The organism is Hymenobacter arcticus (assembly GCF_054779975.1).
This window is the reverse complement of sequence record NZ_BAAGXF010000001.1, coordinates 407,741-426,753: the sequence shown is the minus strand read 5'-3', so window position 1 is coordinate 426,753 and position 19,013 is coordinate 407,741. Positions and strand designations below refer to the sequence as shown.

Sequence of the window (19,013 nt, the reverse complement as noted above, 5' to 3'; positions counted from 1 at the left end):
TCAAACCTTAAATCAATGTTCAGCCCACTCAATGGTGCTGAGGTCAACGCCTTCTTTGTGCATTTCCCAGAGCGGCGACATTTCGCGGAGCTTGGTTACGGCCTCTTTTACGTGGCCGATGGCATACTCGATTTGCTCGTCGGTGGTGAAGCGGCTCAGGCCGAAGCGCAGGCTGCTGTGGGCGAGGTCGTCGCTCAGGCCCAGGGCCTTGAGCACGTAGCTGGGCTCCAGCGAGGCGCTGGTGCAGGCCGAGCCCGACGATACGGCCAGGTCCTTCACGCCCATCATCAGGCCTTCGCCTTCCACGTACTTGAAGCTGATGTTGGTTACGTGGGGCAGGCGGTGCTCTACCGAACCGTTCACGTAGCTTTCTTCGAGGGGCAGCAGCGACTGCTCCAGGTGGTCGCGCAGCTTGCTGAGGCGCTCGGTGTCGGCTGCCATTTCGAGGCGGGCCAACTCACACGCTTTGCCGAAGCCCACGATGCCGGGCACGTTGAGGGTACCCGAGCGCATGCCGCGCTCGTGGCCGCCACCGTCCATTTGGGCAGTAACCTTTACGCGGGGGTTTTTGCGACGCACGTAGAGCGCGCCCACGCCTTTGGGGCCGTACATTTTGTGGGCCGTAAAGGCCATAATGTCAATACCATCGGCCTGCACATCCACCGGAATTTTGCCGGTAGCCTGGGTGCCGTCGGTCATAAACAGCGCGCCGTGCTTGTGGGCAATGGCGGCAATCTCGCGGATGGGCTGGATAGTGCCCGTCTCGTTGTTGCCGTACATGATGGTCACCAGAATGGTCTGGGGCGTCATGGCGGCTTCCAGCTCGTCGAGGCTAATCAAGCCCTTGTCGTTCACGGGCAGGTAAGTCACCTTACCGCCGAGCTTTTCGATGTGCTTGCAGGTGTCGAGCACGGCTTTGTGCTCGGTGGTGGTGGTGATGATGTGGTTGCCACGCTGGCTATACATCTCGTACACGCCCTTAATACCCAGGTTGTCGCCTTCGGTAGCGCCGCTGGTGAAGATAATCTCCTTGGGGTCGCAGTTGATAAGCTGGGCAATCTGATTTCGGGCGTAGTCCACGCCTTCTTCGGCCGCCCAGCCAAAGGGGTGGTTGCGCGAAGCCGCGTTGCCGAATACGTCGGTCAGGTAGGGCATCATGGCCTCCAGCACGCGCGGGTCGAGCGGCGTGGTGGCGTTATTGTCCAAGTAGATAGGTAGCTTAAGCATGGCGCTGGGCTGGATGTGGCTAGTAAGGTCTAAAGTTAAGCTTTGACTGCCTTTGAAACAGAATTTTGGCCTAAACAGTTTTTTCGAATCCACAAAAATAGCGGGTAGCTTGCCAAAAACCGCGTGGCCCGGCCCGCTACCCGCGGCGGCCGGTAGCTTTGCGCCGCTGGCCCGGCCGGCACTTCCCTTCCTATGCTTACCAACCTCGAACACCTGGGCCTGGCCGTGCGCGACCTGGCCGCCGCCACCGACCTCTACACGCGCCTGCTAGGCCAGCCACCCTACAAAACCGAACACGTGCCCAGCGAGGCCGTAGACACAGTTTTTTTCCAAGTCGGCGGCTCCAAAATTGAGCTGCTGGCCGGCACCAGCCCCGACAGCGCCATCACCAAGTTCTTGGAGAAGAAGCCCGAAGGCATCCACCACGTGGCCTTCGAGGTCGATGATATTGAAGCCGAAATGGCCCGGCTGCGCGCCGAGGGCTTCGTATTATTAAATGAAGTACCCAAGCGCGGGGCCGATAATAAGCTGGTGTGCTTTGTGCACCCCAAGAGCGCCGGCGGCGTGCTGGTAGAACTCTGCCAGAACGCTGATTAACCGCAGATCCAAACGGATTTAACGGATTTCGCAGATACGCCGCTGACGCAGCTGGCTAGCCTACTTAGCAAGTATCTTGTCATCTCGCCGTTCGTTTCAGTTCTCAAAGCTGCGTTCACATAGCAAGCCGCGCTAGCGGTGCAGTTGCCTACTAATCAAATATTTGGGCTCCAGCCCCAACGCTGCGCCCACGTAGTCAGCCGCGTAAGCGGCGTATCTGCGAAATCCGTTAAATCCGTTTGAATCTGTGGTCTTTTTCAGGCAAGAAGTTGATATAGCAGTCGATGCGCTGCTCAACCAGGAGGTAATTCTGTACCCCACCGATACGGTATGGGGCCTGGGCTGCGACGCCGAAGTGCCCCGCGCCGTGGATAAATTATATAAGCTCAAAGGCCGCCCCGAGGGCAAGCCCAGCATTGTGCTGGTGGCCGACCTGGCCATGCTGCGCCGCTACGCCGCCCAGGTGCCCGACGAACTGGAAGCCGCCCTGGCCACCCAAACCCGGCCTACTACGTACATCCTGCCCGCCAGCCGGGCCATTGCCCCCGGCCTGCTGGCCCCCGATGGCACGGTGGGCCTGCGCGTAACGCAGGACGAGTTTTGCCACAAAGTAGTGCGCCGCCTGGGCCACGGCCTGGTATCGACCTCGGCCAACAAGCCCGGCGAGCCAGCGCCCGCCATATTTGCGGAAGTTAACCCGGACCTGGTGCGCGGGGTCGGGCACGTAGTGACTTGGCGGCAGGATGATGCTACCCGCGTGGCCCCCTCGCGGGTGGTGCGCCTGGGAGTGGGCGGCACCCTGGAAGTGGTACGCGAGTAGTGTAGCGTGGACTCTGCGAGTCCGCGCGTGAGCGGAGCGAACAGATGGGGCCGGAGGATTCGCACGCCAGCTATTCGCTCCGCTCACGCGCGGACTCGCAGAGTCCACGCTACTTTTTGCAGCGCTCACGCCACATTTTGCCGAACTTTGCGGCCATGACTACGCCCACGCTGCCCGACCTACCCATTTTTCGCACCATTGCCGACGCCGCCCAGGAGCTGGGCCAGCCCACCTACGTTATAGGCGGCTACGTGCGCGACCTGGCGCTGCAACGGGCCAGCAAAGACATAGATGTGGTGACGGTGGGCGATGGCATCCGGCTGGCGCAGGCGGTGGGCCGGCGGCTGCCGGGCCGGGGCCGCGTCACGGTGTTCAAGAACTTTGGCACCGCCATGCTGCCCACCGAAGAGGCCGGCGAAATCGAGTTTGTGGGAGCCCGCAAGGAAAGCTACCGCGCCGAAAGCCGCAAGCCCGAGGTGGAAGCCGGCACGCTGGAAGACGACCTGGCCCGCCGCGACTTTACCATCAACGCCTTGGGCCTGAGCTTGAACGCTGACGACTTTGGCGCGCTCGTGGACCGCTACGACGGCCTGAAGGACCTGGCCGCCAAGACCATCCGCACGCCGCTGGGGCCCGATATCACGTTCTCGGACGACCCGCTGCGGATGCTGCGCGCCATCCGGTTTGCCAGCCAGCTCAACTTTGATATTGAGCCCGATACGTTCGACGCCATCGGCCGTAATAAGGAGCGGATTAAGATTGTGTCGCAGGAGCGTATCACCATCGAGCTCAATAAGATAGTGGAATCGCCGGTGCCCAGCTACGGCTTCAAGCTGCTGTTTCAGACCGGTTTGCTCCAGCTCATTTTCCCGAAGATGGCGCTGCTGCACGGCGTGGAGAAAGTGGGCCAGCACGCCCATAAGGACAATTTTTACCATACCCTGCAAGTGCTTGATAACGTGGCGGCGGCGGGCGGCGACCTGTGGCTGCGCTGGGCCGCCATTTTGCACGACATTGCCAAGCCCGCCACCAAGCGCCTCGACCCCAAGGTAGGCTGGACGTTTCACGGCCACGAAGACAAGGGCGCGCGCTGGGTGCCGGGCATCTTCACCGACCTCAAGCTGCCGCTGGGCGAAGAAATGCGCATGGTGCAGAAGCTTGTGCGCCTGCACCTGCGGCCCATCGTGCTCAGCAAGGCTATTGTAACCGACTCAGCCGTAAGGCGTTTGCTATTTGAGGCTGGTGACGACATTGACCGCCTCATGCTGCTGTGCCGGGCCGACATCACCAGCAAGGATCACCAGCGCAAAGCCCGCTACCTCAGCAACTTCGACACGGTGGAGGAGAAGCTGCGCGAAATCGAGAGCAAGGACCACCTGCGCAATTTCAAGCCCGTCATCACCGGCGAGGTCATCATGGAAACCTTTGGCCTTAAGCCTTCGCGCCAGGTGGGCGAGCTGAAGGAAGCCGTGCTAGAAGCCATTTTGGAAGGCGAAGTGCCCAACGAGTGGGAGCCCGCCTACGCCCTGCTGCTGGCTCGTGGCGCGGCGCTGGGGCTGGCGGCGGTCACCCAAGGCTAAGGGCGACCCTGCGCGGGGTAGTGTCTATTTCTATATAAGTAATTGACAAGCAAATAGTTATGGTTACACTGCCCTCGGAAGTGCCCGCTTCGCTGTTCAGCCATACGGAGGTTACGGTGGTAGCCGGCGTGCAGTGGCTCAAACTGGGGGCCGAGCTGCTCGGGGCGTTGGTTATCTCGCTGGGCGTGGTAGTGGCGGGCGGGCTACTGGTGCGGGCGCTGCTGGCCCGGCGCACGGCCGATTTTACGGCCATCCGGCTCACGCTGGCGCGCTACCTGGCCCTGGCGTTGGAGTTTCAGCTCGGGGCCGATATCCTGTCCACGACCATTGCGCCGGGGTGGGAGCAGATTGGCCGGCTCGGGGCCATTGCCGTCATCCGCACGGCGCTCAACTATTTCCTATCCAAAGAAATGCAGCAGGAGCGCCACGAAGGCGGGCCCGAGCCGGAGGATTTTAACCAGGCTAAGCACGACTGATACCGCCGGGCGTGCGGTATGGGCAGACAGGATTAACCCAAGATGAGTGGTTAGGAAAGTTAGCTCCTAACTACTTATACTTGTGGTACATTCCCACCTGTACTGTACTTTTCGATGAATAAATGTTTACGGCACTTTCGGGTGAAGCACCTGGCGTTGGTGCTGGCCTGGGCACTGGGTACCGGGGCGGCCTTGCCCCGGCAAAGCGCAGCTGCTCCGCTGGCAGTGGCGGCCGGCCCTGGGGCGCTCATCATTACGGGCCGCATCCTGAACGACAAGGGGGCCCCGCTGCCCGGCGTGTTTATTACGATGAAAGACGCGGCCGCTAACGCAACTACCAACTCCGCGGGTAGCTTCTTGCTGAACAGTGAGTTGCCTAACCCCGTGCTCACGCTCAAATGCGCCGGCTATCAGACCCAAACGGTAGCACTCACCGCCGCCGGCCCCGTTACCCTCACCATGCACCCGGTGGGCGTGGGCGGCAACACCGCCGCGGCGGGCGTCGAAGTGATAAGCGGCCTGCTCAACCTGGCCGACGAGCAGCCCACCTACCCCGGCGGCGTGGAAGCCTACCGCGCCTACTTGCAGCAAAACGTGCGCTACCCCGAAGTGGCCAAGGCCAAAAACCTGTCGGGCGACGTGTATGTGAGCTTCGTGGTGGATGAGGCCGGGCGCATTCTCGATGCCGAAGTGGCCAAAGGCATCGGCGCAGGCCTCGACGAAGAAGCCCTGCGCCTAGTGCGCCTCATGCCCTGGTGGACGCCCGCCCGCTTGGCCGGCAAGCCCGTGCGGGTGCCCGCAACCCTGCGCATTCGCTTCAGCATGCAGCAACAGTAAGAAATAAGTAGCGCCCGGCGCGGTGCATGAAGTAAGAGAAAGACTGACAGAAAGTTAATCGGCCTGCTGCCCGCTGATTCTGAGCCGGGCCCGCACTACGTCTTCAGGAGTGTCGATGCCGAAGGCATCTAGTTCGGTAACAGTAGTTTGGACTGGAAAGCCGGCTTCCAGCCAGCGCAGCTGTTCCAGGCTCTCGGCCACTTCTAAAGAGGATGGTGGTAGCAGCGTGATTTGCCCCAGCACCTGCGGGTCGTAGGCGTACAGGCCCAGGTGGCGGTAATAACGGTGGTGGGTTAGCCAGTCGGCGGGGGCGTGCTGGCGCTGGTAGGGCAGGGGGTGGCGGCTGAAATAAAGCGCCCGCCCGAATTGGTCGGTTACTACTTTGGGCAGGTGCGGGCTAAACAGCTCCTCCTCGGTGAGCACGGGCTTGATGAGCGTAGCAATGGCGGGGGTGGGCCGTTGAGCAAAAAGCGCCACTAGCGCATCAATCTGCGTGGGGTGAATGAACGGCTCGTCGCCCTGAATATTTACAATGCAATTCACCTCCCTTGGCCGGCCCAATAACTCAAACGCCTCCCACACGCGGTCGGTGCCGCTGGGATGGTCGGGGCGCGTGAGCACAGCCTCGCCCCCAAAGCCCCGCACATGGTCGAGAATGCGCTGGTCATCGGTGGCTACCACCACCCGCGCCAAGTTTGCCTGCCGGGCCTGCGTCACCACGCGCTGTATCATAGACTGGCCGCCGAGGTCCACGAGGGGCTTGCCGGGGAGGCGGGTAGAGGCGTAGCGGGCCGGAATGATGCCGAGAGCGGACATATAGGTGAAGAAGTGGGGGAGTGAATGAGTAAATGGGTAGCCTGGCCTAGCCCGGCAGAGGCTTGTGAAACAGGGGCTGGCGACCTGCCCCGAGCCCGAAAATACCGCCGCCCGGCCGCTAGCTATTTACTTTGCCTACCGCTGGCACTGAGCCGGGGCCGGCCGAGAGTCGGTTTTGGTACATTTTTAGCCTTGCTTCTGCGCATGAGTCTGCTTGCTTCCTTCCTGATACTTAATTCGCTGCACGGCCCGCTGGCCGCGCCACCCGCCAGCCACCGCCTGCCCACCGACTCCATCGGCCAGGAAATGCGCGGGGGCCAGCGCTTCGTGCGCCACCGCGTGGCCCAGGGCGAAACCATGTTTGCCCTCAGCCGCCGCTACAAAGTGACGGTAGACCAGATTACCGCCGCCAACCCGCAGCTTAAAAACGGCCTGGGCATTGGCGAAGTAGTGCTGATACCGCGGCCCAGCGGCCGGGCCGCTGGGGCCCCGGCTACGGCCGCCACCCCCGCCAAAACGGCGACTATTGCTGCGCCCGCCGCCACTAGCGCCGCCGTGCCCGACCGCTATACCGTAGCCAAGGGTGAAACGCTGTTCGGCATTGCCCGCCGCTTCAACCTCTCGCCCGCCGAGCTACTGCTACTCAACCATTTGCCCAGCGGCGGTTCGGTGCGCGTGGGCCAAGAGCTGCTGCTGCGCGCCGCTGAAGCTGGGGCTACGCCCGTGGCGGCTACTGCGATAGCGCCCGCCCGCCCCGCTGCCACGGAAACCACTGCCACGCCTAAGATTAACCCCACTGCGCCGGCCCAGATTGCCACCGTAACCGCCGCCACGCCCGCCGAAAAGCGCGAGGAAGCCGCCGAAACCCGCAGCCCCACCCACGCCAGCGAGTTGGTGACGCGCAAAACCGACGTGGGCATCGCCTCGGCCATCGGCAACAGCGGCACCGACAAGTACTTGGCGCTGCACAAAACGGCCCCCGTGGGCACCATTATGCAGGTAAAGAATCAGATGAACGGCCAGTCGGTGTACGTGCGCGTTATCGGGCCGCTGCCCGACACCGGTGAAAACGAGAACATCCTGGTGCGCCTTTCTCCCCGCGCCGTGCAAAAGCTGGGCACCACCGACGCCAAGTTTCGCGTCGAAACCAGCTACGTGCCGTAGGGCCGGCCGGAATTATATCAGGTAAGTACCGAGTTAAAAGAACGTCATGCTGAGCTTGTCGAAGCATCTCTACCGCGCCGCAGGGATTACTAACCCTTCCGGCGCGGTAGAGATGCTTCGACAAGCTCAGCATGACGTTCTCTTTGTAATGACAGTTGACGGATAATGAATTCTTTAAGAATAAATGAGTTGCGCACCCTGCTCGATGCGCGCGCCGACCAGTACAACCAGCCCGAGTTTCTGCTCAAAGACCCGGTCAGCATCCCGCACCGGTTCAGTAAGTTGCAGGATATTGAAATCAGCGGCCTCTTTGCTGCGCTGCTGGCCTGGGGCCAGCGCCCCACCATCCTCAAAAAAACCGCCGAGCTGATGACGCGCATGGACGAGGCGCCCTACCAGTTCATCACCCAGCACCAGGAAGAGGACCTCAAACAGCTGCTCAAGTTTTGCCACCGCACTTTCTGCGACACCGACCTGTTGTACTTTGTGCACTGGCTACGCTGGTTCTATGAAACGCATAACTCGCTAGAAGACGCCTTCTTACGCGGGGATACCATGCGCGAGCGGCTTATCAATTTTCACGACCTGTTTTTCAGCCTGCCCGACGCCCCGGCCCGCACCCGCAAGCACGTAGCCACGCCCGCCCGCAACTCGGCCTGCAAGCGCCTCAACATGTACCTGCGCTGGCTGGTGCGCCGCGACGATAACGGCGTCGACTTTGGCCTCTGGACGCGCCTCTCGCCCAGCGAATTAATCTGCCCCATCGACGTGCACGTCGAGCGCCAGGCGCGGCTTTTGGGTTTGCTAAAGCGCGACAAAGTAGACTGGCCCGCCGCCGAGGAACTAACTGCTAATTTGCGCCTGCTCGACCCCCACGACCCCGTGAAATATGACTTCGCGCTGTTTGGGGAGGGCGTGGGGTAGCTTACTTGTGTAATGGTAAGCCGCTCCCAGTGACAAATGAGTATGTCGCTTATGCTTTCAATGCCTATGGTCAGAGAATTTGAATTAACAATATTGAATCAGCGAAAGGGCTTACGGGTGCTTTGGGGGTATATTGGTTATGTGGGATTGCTTATTACGCTTTTAGGCACGCACCATACAGATGCTGTATTTGGACTATTATGTCTGTTGCCGATTGGGTTAGGTATTCTCCTTCGGTTTCGTGATAAGCTAGTAGGAGAGGATGGCCGCGTCAGAATCGATGCTGACGGATTGGAGCTCACAAACCAGAAGACAGGCGTACAAATAACCTTGTTGTTTAAGCAGCTTCATTCATATCGAATACTTCCGGCAAAAGGAAGTATGGGGTTGCTACTACGAACTAAGAATGAAGAAAAATTGAGTTTCTCCGCCAGCTATACTACTGAATTTGCCGACATGATTAAGGCTTTTGAACAAGCGTTACGTCAGTATAATCAGACTGAAAATATGACACCCATTCTGCGTGAAAAAGGATTTTTCGAGCGGGTGATTTCTACCAAAGTACTGTTGAGCCTGTTCGCCTTAGCTACTGTACTAATAGCATGGGGCTTTTCAGCAGCTGTTTCTCCTATCAAGTATGTTTTGCCGGTAGTACTTGTAGTGTTGCCTTACCTGAGTGTATGGGCTATGTTCTCAGATAAGCGCGAGTAATTAATCAAGCTAGGATAAGAAAGTAGCATATTAAGCTGGGTTACGTACACGGGCTTATGCTCAAAAATTCCAAAGGCCCCGAGCTGCCCGCCTGGGTGTTTCTGGCCCTGCGCCTGGGCGCGCTGGTAGCCGTGGCCGTAGCCGCCGTGGTCATATCCCGGTGCACCGCCTAACCTTCTGCGAAACCCTCTGCGTCTTCTGCGGTGAAAACACCGCCCGCGCACCGAATCTTCCCGCCCCGTTTGCTGTTTTAACTTTACGGCCAGTTAGTCCCTATTCCTGCTCGTATTCGATTTGTTAGTACCCCAAAACTTTGAGGCCAAGATTGGCTTCACCACCCTGCGCGAGCTGCTGGAGCAGCTCTGCCTCTCGGCCCTGGGCCGGCAGCACGTGGCCAACATGCAGTTTATCACCCAGCACGAGCAGCTTAGCAAGCTGCTGGCCCAAACCGACGAGTTTCGGCAGCTGCTGGCCGGCGGCAGCGAGTTTCCGGGCGCGTATTACTACGATGTGACGGTGCACCTCAAGCGCGCCTCATTGCCCGGTGCGTACCTCGACGCGGCCGCGTTTTTTGAGGTGAAGATGAGTTTGCGTACCATCCGCTCGGCGCTCACGTTTTTTACCCAGGCGGCCGAAAATCTGTATCCCAACCTGCGCCTGCTGGGCATCGGCATTCAGGCCGACCGCAACCTGCTGGCCGCCATGGACAAAGTGGTGGACGACGACGGCCTGGTGCGCGACGACGCCTCACCGCTGCTGCGGCAGGTGCGCCAGCAGCTCATTCAGCGCCAGGGCCAGCTGCGCAAGCAGATTGCCAGCGTGCTGCGCCACGCCAAGTCGGAGGGCTGGATTCCCGGCGATGCCGAGCCCACCATCCGCGGCGGCCGCCTGGTGCTGCCCGTGATAGCCGAGCACAAGCGCCGCGTGCGCGGCCTCATCCACGACGAGTCGGCCTCGGGCCAAACGGTGTTTATTGAGCCCTCGGAGGTGTTTGAGTCAAACAACGACATCAAGGACCTCGAAAACGCCTACCAGCGCGAGCTGATTCGTATTCTCACCAGCCTCACCGACCAGCTGCGCCCCCACCTGCCCGACCTGCGCAAGGCCTACGGCTACCTCGGCCTGCTCGACTTCATCCGGGCTAAGGCGCGGCTGGCCCGCGAGCTCGATGCGCAGTTGCCCGAGCTCAGCAGCCGGCCGCTCATCCGCTGGCGCGGGGTGCGCCACCCGGTACTCACCCTCACTTTTAAGGAGCAGAACAAGGCCGCCGGCAAAGACGCCGAGAAGCGTGAAGTGGTGCCGCTCGACCTGGAGCTGACGCCCGAGCGCCGCATGCTGGTTATTTCGGGGCCCAACGCGGGTGGTAAGTCGGTGACCCTCAAGACGGTGGGCTTGGTGCAGTACATGCTGCAATGCGGTCTGCTCATTCCGTGCGACGACTACTCGGAAGCCGGCATGTTTGAGGACATCCTGCTTGATATTGGCGATGAGCAAAGTCTTGAGAATGACCTGAGTACGTATTCATCGCACTTGCTGGCCATGAAGCAGTTCGTGACCGTAGCCAACAAGAAAAGCCTCATCCTGATTGACGAATTTGGCACCGGTACCGAGCCCAGCCTGGGCGGGGCCATTGCCGAAGCCGTGCTGGAGCAGCTCAACCAGGCCCGCGCCTTTGGGGTGATAACCACGCACTACACTAACCTCAAAAACTTTGCCGAGAAAACCGACGGCCTCGTGAACGGCGCCATGCGCTACGACCCCGAGCGCCTGCAACCGCTCTATCGCCTCGAAATCGGCAAGCCGGGCTCGTCGTTCGCCATCGAAATTGCCCGCAAAATCGGCCTGCCCCGGCAGCTCGTGGAGCGCGCCACCCAGCTGGTGGGCAAGGACAAAATCCGCTACGACCGCCTGCTCGAAGGCCTCGAAAAGGACAAAACCGAGCTCGAAAACAAGCTCCGCGATACCGAAAAGCTGCAGAACGGCCTGCGCAAGTTCACCCAGGAATACCTGGACCTCAAGAAGCACCTCGACGACACCCGCACCGAAACTCTGCGCGCCGCCAAGCAGCAGGCCAAGCAGTTGTTGCAAACGGCCAACCAGCAAATCGAATCCACCATTACCGAAATCCGCCGCTCTCAGGCTGATAAGGAAACCACCAAGCAGGCCCGCTCGACCCTCGAAACCTTCGTGCGCCAAGAGCTGCAAGTGGAGCCGCCTAGGGCACGCCCCTCCCGCGAGTTGGCCGACGCCGGCACTCTGCTGGCCGGCGACCGCGTGGCCATCCTAGGCCAGGACGGCCACGGTGAGGTAGTGAGCGTGAAGGGCAAAACCGCCGAAGTACTCTTTGGCGGCATGAAAACCCTGGTGAAAGTAGCCCAGCTCGAAAAGCTGAGCCGGGCCGAAGCGCGTGAGCGTGAGCAGGTAGCCCGCAAAACCGCCGCCGCTAACAGTAGCGGTCAGAGCCTCGACATTACCGGCCGCATGGCCAGCTTCAGCCCCACCCTCGACCTGCGCGGCGAGCGGGCCGAAGATGCGCTCACCAAGCTCATGAGCTTCGTGGACGATGCCGTGATGCTGGGGATTCCGGAGGTGAAAATCCTGCACGGGCGCGGCAACGGCGTGCTGCGCCAAATAGCCCGCGACTACCTGCGCCGCACCCGCGCCATCGCCAGCGTGGGCGACGAGCACGCCGACCGCGGCGGCGACGGCGTCACGCTGGCCGTGCTCAAGTAGCGTAGCTTTGGCTCCATGCGTAGCCTCACCAACAAAATCCCGATAGGGCTGATTTACAGTCGCCTGCTTATCGGAGTTTTGCTGGTGGGGCTCAGCTACTGCCATATTCCGCACTACGGCCCCGTGGCCATTGGGCTGCTGATAGTAGCCGTGCTCACCGACGTATTCGACGGGATAGTGGCCCGGCAGCTGGGCATTTCGACGCAACGTCTGCGGCGGCTCGACTCTACCATCGACCAGGTATTCTGGCTGTTGGTAGTGGGGGCCACGTACGTAGCCTGCCCTGTCTTCTTTACTGGCAATAGCTTACAGCTCAGTATATTACTGGGTTTGGAAGCCTTGACTTACGCCGTTTCCTGCCTAAGATTTCGCAAGGAGGTAGCTACGCATTCCTTCGCGGCCAAGGGCTGGGTATTGGTATCGTTGGCCACGCTGGTGCAGGTTTGCCTAAGCTGCCGGTCGGGTGGCTGTTTCAGCTGTGCTTTTGGGTAGGGGTGCTTTCGCGGCTCGAAATAATGGGAATCCTCCTCACGTTGAAGGTGTGGGCTAGTGATGTGCCCACGCTCTACCACGCGGTGCGGCTGCGGCAGGGCAAAGCAATTAGGCGGCACAGACTGTTTCATGGCTGAATGGGTGATAATTTGCTGCGAATCAAAAGGATATAGAGTACCTATGCAAGACGCTTCTAGCCTGCTCGTCCTACTCCGCAACGCGGCCGGCCAGGTGCTGGCCGACCCGGCGGGCTTTCTGCGCCTGAATTGGGGCAACCAGCCCCGGCCATTTGCCCAAACGCAGGCCATGTTTACCACAGCGGCGCAGGCCTTGGAAGAGCGCGGCTGGAGCCGGATTTTGATTAATCAGGTCAGCATGATACCGTTTAACTCCAAGGAACAAGACTGGATAAGCGCGGAGTGGCTGCCAGCGGCGGTGCAGCAAAGTGGCTACCGATTTGGAGCTATAGTGGTGGCCAGCAATGTACTAACGCGCCTGGCTACCTCCTACATCACCACTAGCGTGCTAGCCCTGCCGGTACGCTACCGCTCTTTCGATAGCGAGACGGCGGCCGTGAACTGGCTATTGCTGCAGCCCAAGTAGCCAGCCGGTGCTCACAGCAGCAGCACGTCAATCCGGTGGGCGTGCACCCGGCCCAGCGCTTCCGACCACGAGAAGACCGTGAAATTGCCGTCCTGCGAGGCTACCAGCGATACCGCATCGTGCTGGTCGTGCACAAACTGGGCGGCGGCCAGGTGGCGGGTGCCGCCGTTTTTGGCGGGGTGCAGGGTGGTGGCGCTGCTGCCCACCACGGGCTCGGTGAGCACGATTTCCTCCACCGCCGTGCCGTTGGTGCGGCGCGTTACCTTGGTGCCGAAGGCCAGCAGCTTGTAGTCGCGGGCGAGCACGGTGGCCCCGTCCACGGCCGTGTAGCCGCCCACTATCTCAATGGCATCCAGCAGGTTCTCCTGCCAGTCGCGGTGGCTGCGGTCGGCGTCGGTGAGTAGGTCGGCAATGCCCGCGAAGGCCGGCGCCACGGGGTAGCCCAGCGGCTGCACCACCGAGGCCCGCCACGCCTCGGAGCCCGGCGGCACCAGCAGCAGCAGGCCGCCGCGGCCGTGGGCGCGCATGGCGCGGGCCAACTCCAGCAGCACATCCACCGACCGGCCGCCGGGGGCGGTGGCCGGGCACGGAATGGCCGGCAGCGACGCACGCAGCGCGGGGTAGTCGCCCAGGCCCATGGTGTCCTCGTCCACCACCCGTATCTGGTCGCCCCGCAGCACGGCCACGTTGATGAATTTGCCGAAGCCGTCGGCCCGGCGGTGCTTGGCCACCAGCAGGCCCGGCTCCACCACTTCCAGCACAAAGCACACCGGCGGCACCTGGCTGGCCGTGCCCCAGATGTAGAGGCCCTCCGCATCAAAACTCACCCCCAGGTGAATGCCGGGGTGCTCCACGGCCGGGGCCAGCTTGATGAGCACCTGCGGCGTGAGGCGCAGCCGGTGCCCAAACAGCAGCGGCTGTCCCGCCTCCTCGGGCTCGAGCAGCGCCAGCGAAATGCGCGGCGGCCGGCCCTCCTCGCGCCGCAAGCTGGCCCAAAACGCCACGTCGATAATGGCTTCGAGCAGGGCCGCCGGCGGGGGTGGGGGCAGGGGCGGCCCACCCAGTTGCGCGGCGTTGGTGCGGTGCTGGGCAAAGTGGGCTGCGAGGGCGGGGGCCACCATGCGGGCGGCCAGGTAGGTAGGTTCGGAAAGCATAGGGCGAAGGCGCGGCGGGCTGACTAAAGCTGGCCCATCGCGAAGCGGTAGAACAAGAGCGAGCCAAAGTTGCTTAGCGCGCCCCAAAAATCGAAAGATTTAAGAAGCATGAAAAAATTGCTTTGAATTACAAAGTTCTTTACAATACATTTGTACAGCGTTCCACCCTGGTCATTGTCGCCGGTGGTAGAAAGGCGCTCCAGCTTACTACCCGCTACTTATGCACAACTTGCTTAATGCCAAATGGGTGCTGCTGCTCAATACGTTGCCACTGCTGCTGCTGGCGGCGCTGGGCTACGGCGAGTTTTCGGTGATTGAAACGCTGCTGCCGGCCGCCAGCGTAGCCGTGTGGCAGCAGCTGGCGCTGGTACTGGCGGGCTTGGGCGGGGCCACGCTGCTGTACGCGGCCTGGCAGTGGCGGCGCGGGCTGCCGCTGGGCACCCGCTATGCCGGGGCCGCGCTACTGGCCTACGCGGCCTACCTGACCTGGTACACGACCAGCAGCGAGGTGGTGCTGCCGCGCGACGTGCCGCGCTGGATGGTACCCACCGACTTGCTCATCTACGTCTGGACCTTTCTGATGCCTACCCTGGCCCACGCGCTGCTGGTGCTGGTGGTGCGCAGCGTGCCCGCTGGCCGGCCGCACTCGGTGCTGCCCAGCCTGGAACTAGCCGTGGCCATTCCGATGGGCGGGTGGCTGGTGCTGGGGCTGGTGAGCACGCTGCTGGGTAGCTGGGCCGACAGCGCTTGGCTGGGTGGGCCGCTGCTGCTGGCCGGGCTGGTAGTGGGCCCGCTGACCTTCCTATTTTTTCTGGTGCGGGCCGCCTACCTCATCAGTCTGCGCCGCGACGATGAGTTTACTATCATCTGGAAAGTGCTCATTACCCTGGTATTGCCCTTGTTGGGGTTGCTCGTGAATGCGGGCATGCTATTGGGGGTGGTGGGTAAGCAGAGCGGCATTTTTGGCAATTTCAATACGCCGTGGTTCTACGGATTGGCGGTGCTCAATGGGGTGCTGCTGTGCGTGCCGGCCCCGGCGCGGCCGGGCGGGCGGCTGGCGCTGCTGGGCGCGCGCAGCGTGCTGCTGAGCTACACGCTGTACTTTTTCCTGGTTTTCCTGCCGTTTTTACCGCTGTCGTTGCTAGCCGTCATCGCCATTGGCACGGGCTTTCTCATGCTCACGCCGCTGGTGCTGCTGGTGGTGCACCTGCGCCTGCTGGCCGATGATGTGGCCGCCGTGCGCACCCACTTTGGGCGCTGGGTGCCACGCGCCGTGCTGCTGGGCGGGGTGGCGGTGCTGCCGCTACTGCTCACCGCCGACTACTACCACGCCCGCCGCACGCTGCACGCGGCGCTGGCCTACGTGTACACCCCCGATTACGCCAAAACTTACGACCTCGACGCCGCGTCGCTGGCCCGCACCCTGGCCACCGTGCGCCAGCACAAAGACCAGCAGGGCCGCGACCTGTTTATGGGCAGCCAGCAGCCCTTCCTCTCCACGTATTTCAACTGGCTAGTGCTCGATAACCTGCTGCTATCCGAAAGTAAGCTCGCCACGCTGGAAAGCGTATTTGGAATAGGACTCAATCAACTTAATAACTGGCAGTTAGGTAGATTTTCCGCCAACGCGTCCGCGCCTGCGCCCGCCGCGCTGCGGCACCTCACGGCCCGCAGCACCTACGATGCCCGCCAGCAGGCCTGGGTGAGTTGGGTAGAGGTGGAAGTTGGCAACGCTAACCCGGTGCAGGCGGTGGGCGAGTACCGCACCACGTTTGCGCTGCCGGCCGGCTGCTGGGTGAGCGATTATTACCTCGACATAGCTGGCCGCCGCGAGCCGGGCATCCTGGCCGAGAAGAAGGCCGCCGACTGGGTATACACCCAGATAGTGCACCAGAATGACCGCCGCGACCCCGGCCTGCTCGCCTACGCCGGCCCCGACCAGCTGCGTCTCCAGGTGTACCCGGTGGAGGGCGCCGCCCCGCGCCGCACGGGCGTGCAGCTCACGCATAAGGAGCCATTTGAATTAGTTATTGACGGGCAAAAAATCCAGTTGGGCCGCGCCGACTCGATGGCTACCAGCCCCGCGCCCGTGGCCACGCCCGGCGGCGCAGTGGTGTACCTCAGCGCGGCGGCCAAGCAGCAGCTGCCGCGGGTGCAGCGCCAGCCGTATTACCACTTCCTGCTCGACGTATCGGCCGCCCACCAGGCCAGCAAAGCCGCTTACCGGCAGTGGGTTGCCCAGTTTTTGGAGCAGCACGCCAGCGCCGCGCCGGCCCGCTTCACGCTCGTGAACACCTACGCCACGCCCATGCCGGCCGGGGCCGACTGGCGGCAGCAGTTCGACGCCTTTGCTAACGCGGGCGGCTGCTACCTCACCGGGGCCGTGCAGCGTACGCTGGCCGATGCCCAGCTGCACCCCGCCGCCAGCTACCCGGTGCTGGTAGTAGTCACCGATTCGCTGGCCGGCACCGTGCTGGCCCCCGACTTTGCCGAATTAGCCCCGGCTTACCCCGAAAGCGACGCCTTCCTGGTGCTGGGGCCGGGTGGCCAGGCCACGGTGCATTCGCTGCGCACCGCGTCCGGCGAAGTTGCACAAAATATTGGTAATCAACAGGAAGTGAAGCCAGCCGTGCGCGCCTGGCCCACGGCTGCCCAGCCCCGCGCGTACCTGCCCGACGATGGCCGCCCCAGCGTGGTGCTCAGCCAGCCGGCCGCTGCGCTCGCCGTGCCCACCGCCGCGGCCTCGCGCTGGCAAACCGGGCTGCTGCTGCGCGGCTGCGCCCAGTGGCAGGCGCTGCACCCCGCCGCCGCCGATGCCCAGCACCTGGCCTTCATCCAGGCCAGCTTTCGGAGCCGCCTGCTCACGCCGCTCACTGCCTTTCTGGCCCTCGAAAACCAGGCCCAGAAGCAGGCCCTCTACCGCAAGCAGGCCCAAACGCTGGCCGCCAACGCCAGCCTCGATGCCCAGGAAGCCGAGCCGCCCACGGCCGCCACCGCCGTACCGCTCGACGACTATGCACCGTGGCTGCTGCTGCTGGGTGTCGGGCTGGGCAGCTGGTGGCTGCGCCGGCCCCGGCTGGCGCGGTAGGAGTGGGGTGGGGCCGGCGGGCGTATGTTTGCCCGGTCATCATCCTATACTCATGAATCCTTCTGCCCGCACCGTGCCCCAGGGGCCATCTCCCGCCTTCATTATCGCCTCCTGGGTAGCGCTGCTGGCCGGCATGGTGGCCTACAATATTGGCCTCTGGAATGCCCAGATGGTGCTCAACGAGAAAGGCTACTACTTCACCGTGCTCATGTACGGGCTATTTTCGGCCGTGTCGGTGCAAAAAAGCGTGCGCGACCGCCAAGACGGCGTCATCGTCACCAACATCTACTACGGCCTGAGCTGGTTTTCGACCGTGCTGGCCATCAGCCTACTGGTAATAGGATTGTGGAACGCCACGCTCACGGCCAGCGAGAAAGGTTTCTATGCCATGTCGTTCCTGCTGAGCTTGTTCGCGGCCATTGCGGTGCAAAAAAACACCCGCGATATGCAGGGCCTCGCCCGCCCCAACCGGGAGGAGCCGCCGCTTGGCTAGGTACCTCAGGGGCCTGGTGCCGCTGGTGGCGTTGCTGCTGGCGGCCTGCCTATCGTTCTGGCTATCACCGGCCCCGCAGGGCCAGCCCGATGTAGAATACTGGGGCGAATACGTGCGCCTGGTTCCCGGCGTGGGCTTCGTGGTCAACCATGACAGCTACGGCTACATCCTCGTGGCCCAGGAGCCGCGCCGGCTGCTGCTGCCCCAGGAAGTACGGCAGTCGCGCCCGCTCTATGCATTGCTAGGCGCGGCTGTGGGCTACCCGCTCACAGCCGCGCTGCGCCTGGCCAGCCGGCACGGCCTGGTGCTGCCCTTCTACCCCGAGGACCCGCGCATTGCCGGCTACTACGCCGGCTTTGTGCTGCTCAATGGGCTGGCATTGCTAGTCAGTATGCTGTTGTTGAGGTACTTATACATGGTGCTGACTACTGGCCAGGGTGCGGCCTGGCAGTTCTACGCCTTGGCGTGGGTGCTGGTGGCTAACCCCATCACCAAGGCTTTTTTCTGGACGGCCCATCAGCAGATGTTTGCCTTTCTGGTGCCGCTTTTTTGCCTGGCGCTGGTCTTGGAGGTGGCAAAGCGCCGGCTAAGCAGCAGCCAGCTGGCGGGCCTGGCTTTCGCGCTGGGGCTGCTGCCGTTGGTGTACGGCAGCTTCGTACTGGCTTGGCCCGCACTGGCTTATGGGGTAGTGTGGGCCGCCCGAGGCGTACTAAGCGCCAGCCGGCGCTGGCTGCCGATGGTGGCCCGCCTACTGCTGAGCGGCTTGCTCTTTGGCCTGCCCACCTTGCTGTGGATTGCCTTGCTGCGCACTCAGGGTACCGCTTACTACAACCACGAGGCCGCCCGCTTCCATCAACTGGTATGGCTGCCCGAGGCTTGGCCGCTGCCCTGGCCGGAGTTTAGCAATGTGGTAGCGACTAAGCTGCAAGCCTACGCCGCCAGCATTGGGGTTATGCGCTGGTGGCTGCTGGGCGGCGCGCTGCTGCTGGCGGCTACCTGGTGGCGGCGCCGGCTTCGTGGCCAGCCGGTGCTGCCCGCTGGTACCGGGCCGGCGCTGGGCTGGGTTTTTGGTTGCTTCGGGCTGTTTTTTGCCCTGCTGGGTTACTATCCCGAGCGGTTGGCCTACACGCTGCTGCCGCTGGTGCTGTGCTTGCTGGCGGGCCTGCTGCCGCACTGGCCTGCGCGCTACGCCCGGCCTGCGGTGCTGGCCGTAGTCGCCAGCTGGCACCTCTACGTGCTGCTGAGCTACGGGCCGTTTTCGTAACGATGCCTATTTCTTATAAATGCGTTATTTATTT

At 62.4% G+C, this 19,013-nt stretch carries 17 protein-coding genes; 14 read left to right on the top strand and 3 right to left on the bottom strand.

Annotated features, from left to right (window positions below; all coding sequences use genetic code 11):
• Positions 1–12 precede the first annotated feature (12 nt).
• Entirely contained in the window at positions 13–1,227 is a 1,215-nt protein-coding gene (locus ACYVGC_RS01965) for a PLP-dependent aminotransferase family protein (protein WP_460582096.1), read from the bottom strand.
• Between the two features lie 192 nt (positions 1,228–1,419).
• On the opposite strand from ACYVGC_RS01965, the gene mce reads away from it, so the two are divergent.
• The 5 genes from mce (at position 1,420) to ACYVGC_RS01940 (ending at position 5,537) form a co-directional block, all read left to right on the top strand.
• Entirely contained in the window at positions 1,420–1,824 is a 405-nt protein-coding gene (gene mce / locus ACYVGC_RS01960) for a VOC family protein (RefSeq protein WP_460582095.1), read from the top strand.
• A 247-nt stretch (positions 1,825–2,071) separates the two neighbouring features.
• Complete coding sequence (locus ACYVGC_RS01955; RefSeq protein ID WP_460582094.1) at positions 2,072–2,644, top strand: L-threonylcarbamoyladenylate synthase; 573 nt, start codon at positions 2,072–2,074, stop codon at positions 2,642–2,644.
• Between the two features lie 155 nt (positions 2,645–2,799).
• Positions 2,800–4,224, top strand: coding sequence for a CCA tRNA nucleotidyltransferase (locus tag ACYVGC_RS01950; protein ID WP_460582093.1), 1,425 nt, complete (start codon positions 2,800–2,802; stop codon positions 4,222–4,224).
• 59 nt (positions 4,225–4,283) lie between these two features.
• Entirely contained in the window at positions 4,284–4,700 is a 417-nt protein-coding gene (locus tag ACYVGC_RS01945; protein ID WP_460582092.1) for a DUF1622 domain-containing protein, read from the top strand.
• Positions 4,701–4,814: 114 nt separating this feature from the next.
• Entirely contained in the window at positions 4,815–5,537 is a 723-nt protein-coding gene (locus ACYVGC_RS01940; RefSeq protein ID WP_460582091.1) for an energy transducer TonB, read from the top strand.
• Between the two features lie 54 nt (positions 5,538–5,591).
• On the opposite strand, the gene kdsB is transcribed toward ACYVGC_RS01940, so the two are convergent.
• Complete coding sequence (gene kdsB, locus ACYVGC_RS01935; protein WP_460582090.1) at positions 5,592–6,353, bottom strand: 3-deoxy-manno-octulosonate cytidylyltransferase; 762 nt, start codon at positions 6,351–6,353, stop codon at positions 5,592–5,594.
• A 204-nt stretch (positions 6,354–6,557) separates the two neighbouring features.
• Between kdsB and ACYVGC_RS01930 the strand changes: the two genes are divergently transcribed.
• From ACYVGC_RS01930 to ACYVGC_RS01905, 6 genes are all read left to right on the top strand, one after another.
• Positions 6,558–7,517 (top strand): LysM peptidoglycan-binding domain-containing protein, encoded by a 960-nt coding sequence (locus ACYVGC_RS01930; protein WP_460582089.1) that lies wholly within the window; start codon positions 6,558–6,560, stop codon positions 7,515–7,517.
• 165 nt (positions 7,518–7,682) lie between these two features.
• On the top strand, positions 7,683–8,441 hold the full coding sequence (locus ACYVGC_RS01925; protein ID WP_460582088.1) for a DUF2400 domain-containing protein: 759 nt from the start codon (positions 7,683–7,685) through the stop codon (positions 8,439–8,441).
• A 51-nt stretch (positions 8,442–8,492) separates the two neighbouring features.
• Positions 8,493–9,152, top strand: coding sequence for a hypothetical protein (locus ACYVGC_RS01920; protein ID WP_460582087.1), 660 nt, complete (start codon positions 8,493–8,495; stop codon positions 9,150–9,152).
• Between the two features lie 294 nt (positions 9,153–9,446).
• On the top strand, positions 9,447–11,885 hold the full coding sequence (locus ACYVGC_RS01915; protein WP_460582086.1) for an endonuclease MutS2: 2,439 nt from the start codon (positions 9,447–9,449) through the stop codon (positions 11,883–11,885).
• 15 nt (positions 11,886–11,900) lie between these two features.
• Positions 11,901–12,377: a CDP-alcohol phosphatidyltransferase family protein gene (locus ACYVGC_RS01910; RefSeq protein ID WP_460582085.1), complete on the top strand. Its 477-nt coding sequence runs from the start codon at positions 11,901–11,903 to the stop codon at positions 12,375–12,377.
• 180 nt (positions 12,378–12,557) lie between these two features.
• Positions 12,558–12,980 carry a hypothetical protein gene (locus ACYVGC_RS01905; RefSeq protein WP_460582084.1) on the top strand — a complete coding sequence of 141 codons (423 nt, stop codon included), beginning with the start codon at positions 12,558–12,560 and terminating at the stop codon, positions 12,978–12,980.
• Between the two features lie 11 nt (positions 12,981–12,991).
• On the opposite strand, the gene ACYVGC_RS01900 is transcribed toward ACYVGC_RS01905, so the two are convergent.
• On the bottom strand, positions 12,992–14,134 hold the full coding sequence (locus ACYVGC_RS01900; protein WP_460582083.1) for a putative sensor domain DACNV-containing protein: 1,143 nt from the start codon (positions 14,132–14,134) through the stop codon (positions 12,992–12,994).
• A gap of 220 nt (positions 14,135–14,354) precedes the next feature.
• Between ACYVGC_RS01900 and ACYVGC_RS01895 the strand changes: the two genes are divergently transcribed.
• From ACYVGC_RS01895 to ACYVGC_RS01885, 3 genes are read left to right on the top strand one after another with little or no spacing between them, the layout of a single operon-like run.
• Positions 14,355–17,222 carry an MSEP-CTERM sorting domain-containing protein gene (locus ACYVGC_RS01895; protein ID WP_460582082.1) on the top strand — a complete coding sequence of 956 codons (2,868 nt, stop codon included), beginning with the start codon at positions 14,355–14,357 and terminating at the stop codon, positions 17,220–17,222.
• A 52-nt stretch (positions 17,223–17,274) separates the two neighbouring features.
• Complete coding sequence (gene yiaA, locus ACYVGC_RS01890) at positions 17,275–17,715, top strand: YiaA/YiaB family protein (RefSeq protein WP_460582081.1); 441 nt, start codon at positions 17,275–17,277, stop codon at positions 17,713–17,715.
• Positions 17,708–18,979: a hypothetical protein gene (locus ACYVGC_RS01885; RefSeq protein WP_460582080.1), complete on the top strand. Its 1,272-nt coding sequence runs from the start codon at positions 17,708–17,710 to the stop codon at positions 18,977–18,979. Before yiaA ends, ACYVGC_RS01885 begins: the two co-directional genes overlap by 8 nt.
• Positions 18,980–19,013 lie beyond the last annotated feature (34 nt).

Coding starts and splice junctions, on each gene's coding strand:
- ACYVGC_RS01940 (WP_460582091.1), top strand. CDS start 4,815: ATGAATAAATGTTTACGGCACTTTCGGGTGAAGCACCTGGCGTTGGTG.
- kdsB (WP_460582090.1), bottom strand. CDS start 6,353: ATGTCCGCTCTCGGCATCATTCCGGCCCGCTACGCCTCTACCCGCCTC.
- ACYVGC_RS01910 (WP_460582085.1), top strand. CDS start 11,901: ATGCGTAGCCTCACCAACAAAATCCCGATAGGGCTGATTTACAGTCGC.
- ACYVGC_RS01920 (WP_460582087.1), top strand. CDS start 8,493: ATGCTTTCAATGCCTATGGTCAGAGAATTTGAATTAACAATATTGAAT.
- ACYVGC_RS01905 (WP_460582084.1), top strand. CDS start 12,558: ATGCAAGACGCTTCTAGCCTGCTCGTCCTACTCCGCAACGCGGCCGGC.
- ACYVGC_RS01895 (WP_460582082.1), top strand. CDS start 14,355: ATGCACAACTTGCTTAATGCCAAATGGGTGCTGCTGCTCAATACGTTG.
- ACYVGC_RS01950 (WP_460582093.1), top strand. CDS start 2,800: ATGACTACGCCCACGCTGCCCGACCTACCCATTTTTCGCACCATTGCC.
- yiaA (WP_460582081.1), top strand. CDS start 17,275: ATGAATCCTTCTGCCCGCACCGTGCCCCAGGGGCCATCTCCCGCCTTC.
- ACYVGC_RS01945 (WP_460582092.1), top strand. CDS start 4,284: ATGGTTACACTGCCCTCGGAAGTGCCCGCTTCGCTGTTCAGCCATACG.
- ACYVGC_RS01900 (WP_460582083.1), bottom strand. CDS start 14,134: ATGCTTTCCGAACCTACCTACCTGGCCGCCCGCATGGTGGCCCCCGCC.
- ACYVGC_RS01930 (WP_460582089.1), top strand. CDS start 6,558: ATGAGTCTGCTTGCTTCCTTCCTGATACTTAATTCGCTGCACGGCCCG.
- ACYVGC_RS01925 (WP_460582088.1), top strand. CDS start 7,683: ATGAATTCTTTAAGAATAAATGAGTTGCGCACCCTGCTCGATGCGCGC.
- ACYVGC_RS01965 (WP_460582096.1), bottom strand. CDS start 1,227: ATGCTTAAGCTACCTATCTACTTGGACAATAACGCCACCACGCCGCTC.
- mce (WP_460582095.1), top strand. CDS start 1,420: ATGCTTACCAACCTCGAACACCTGGGCCTGGCCGTGCGCGACCTGGCC.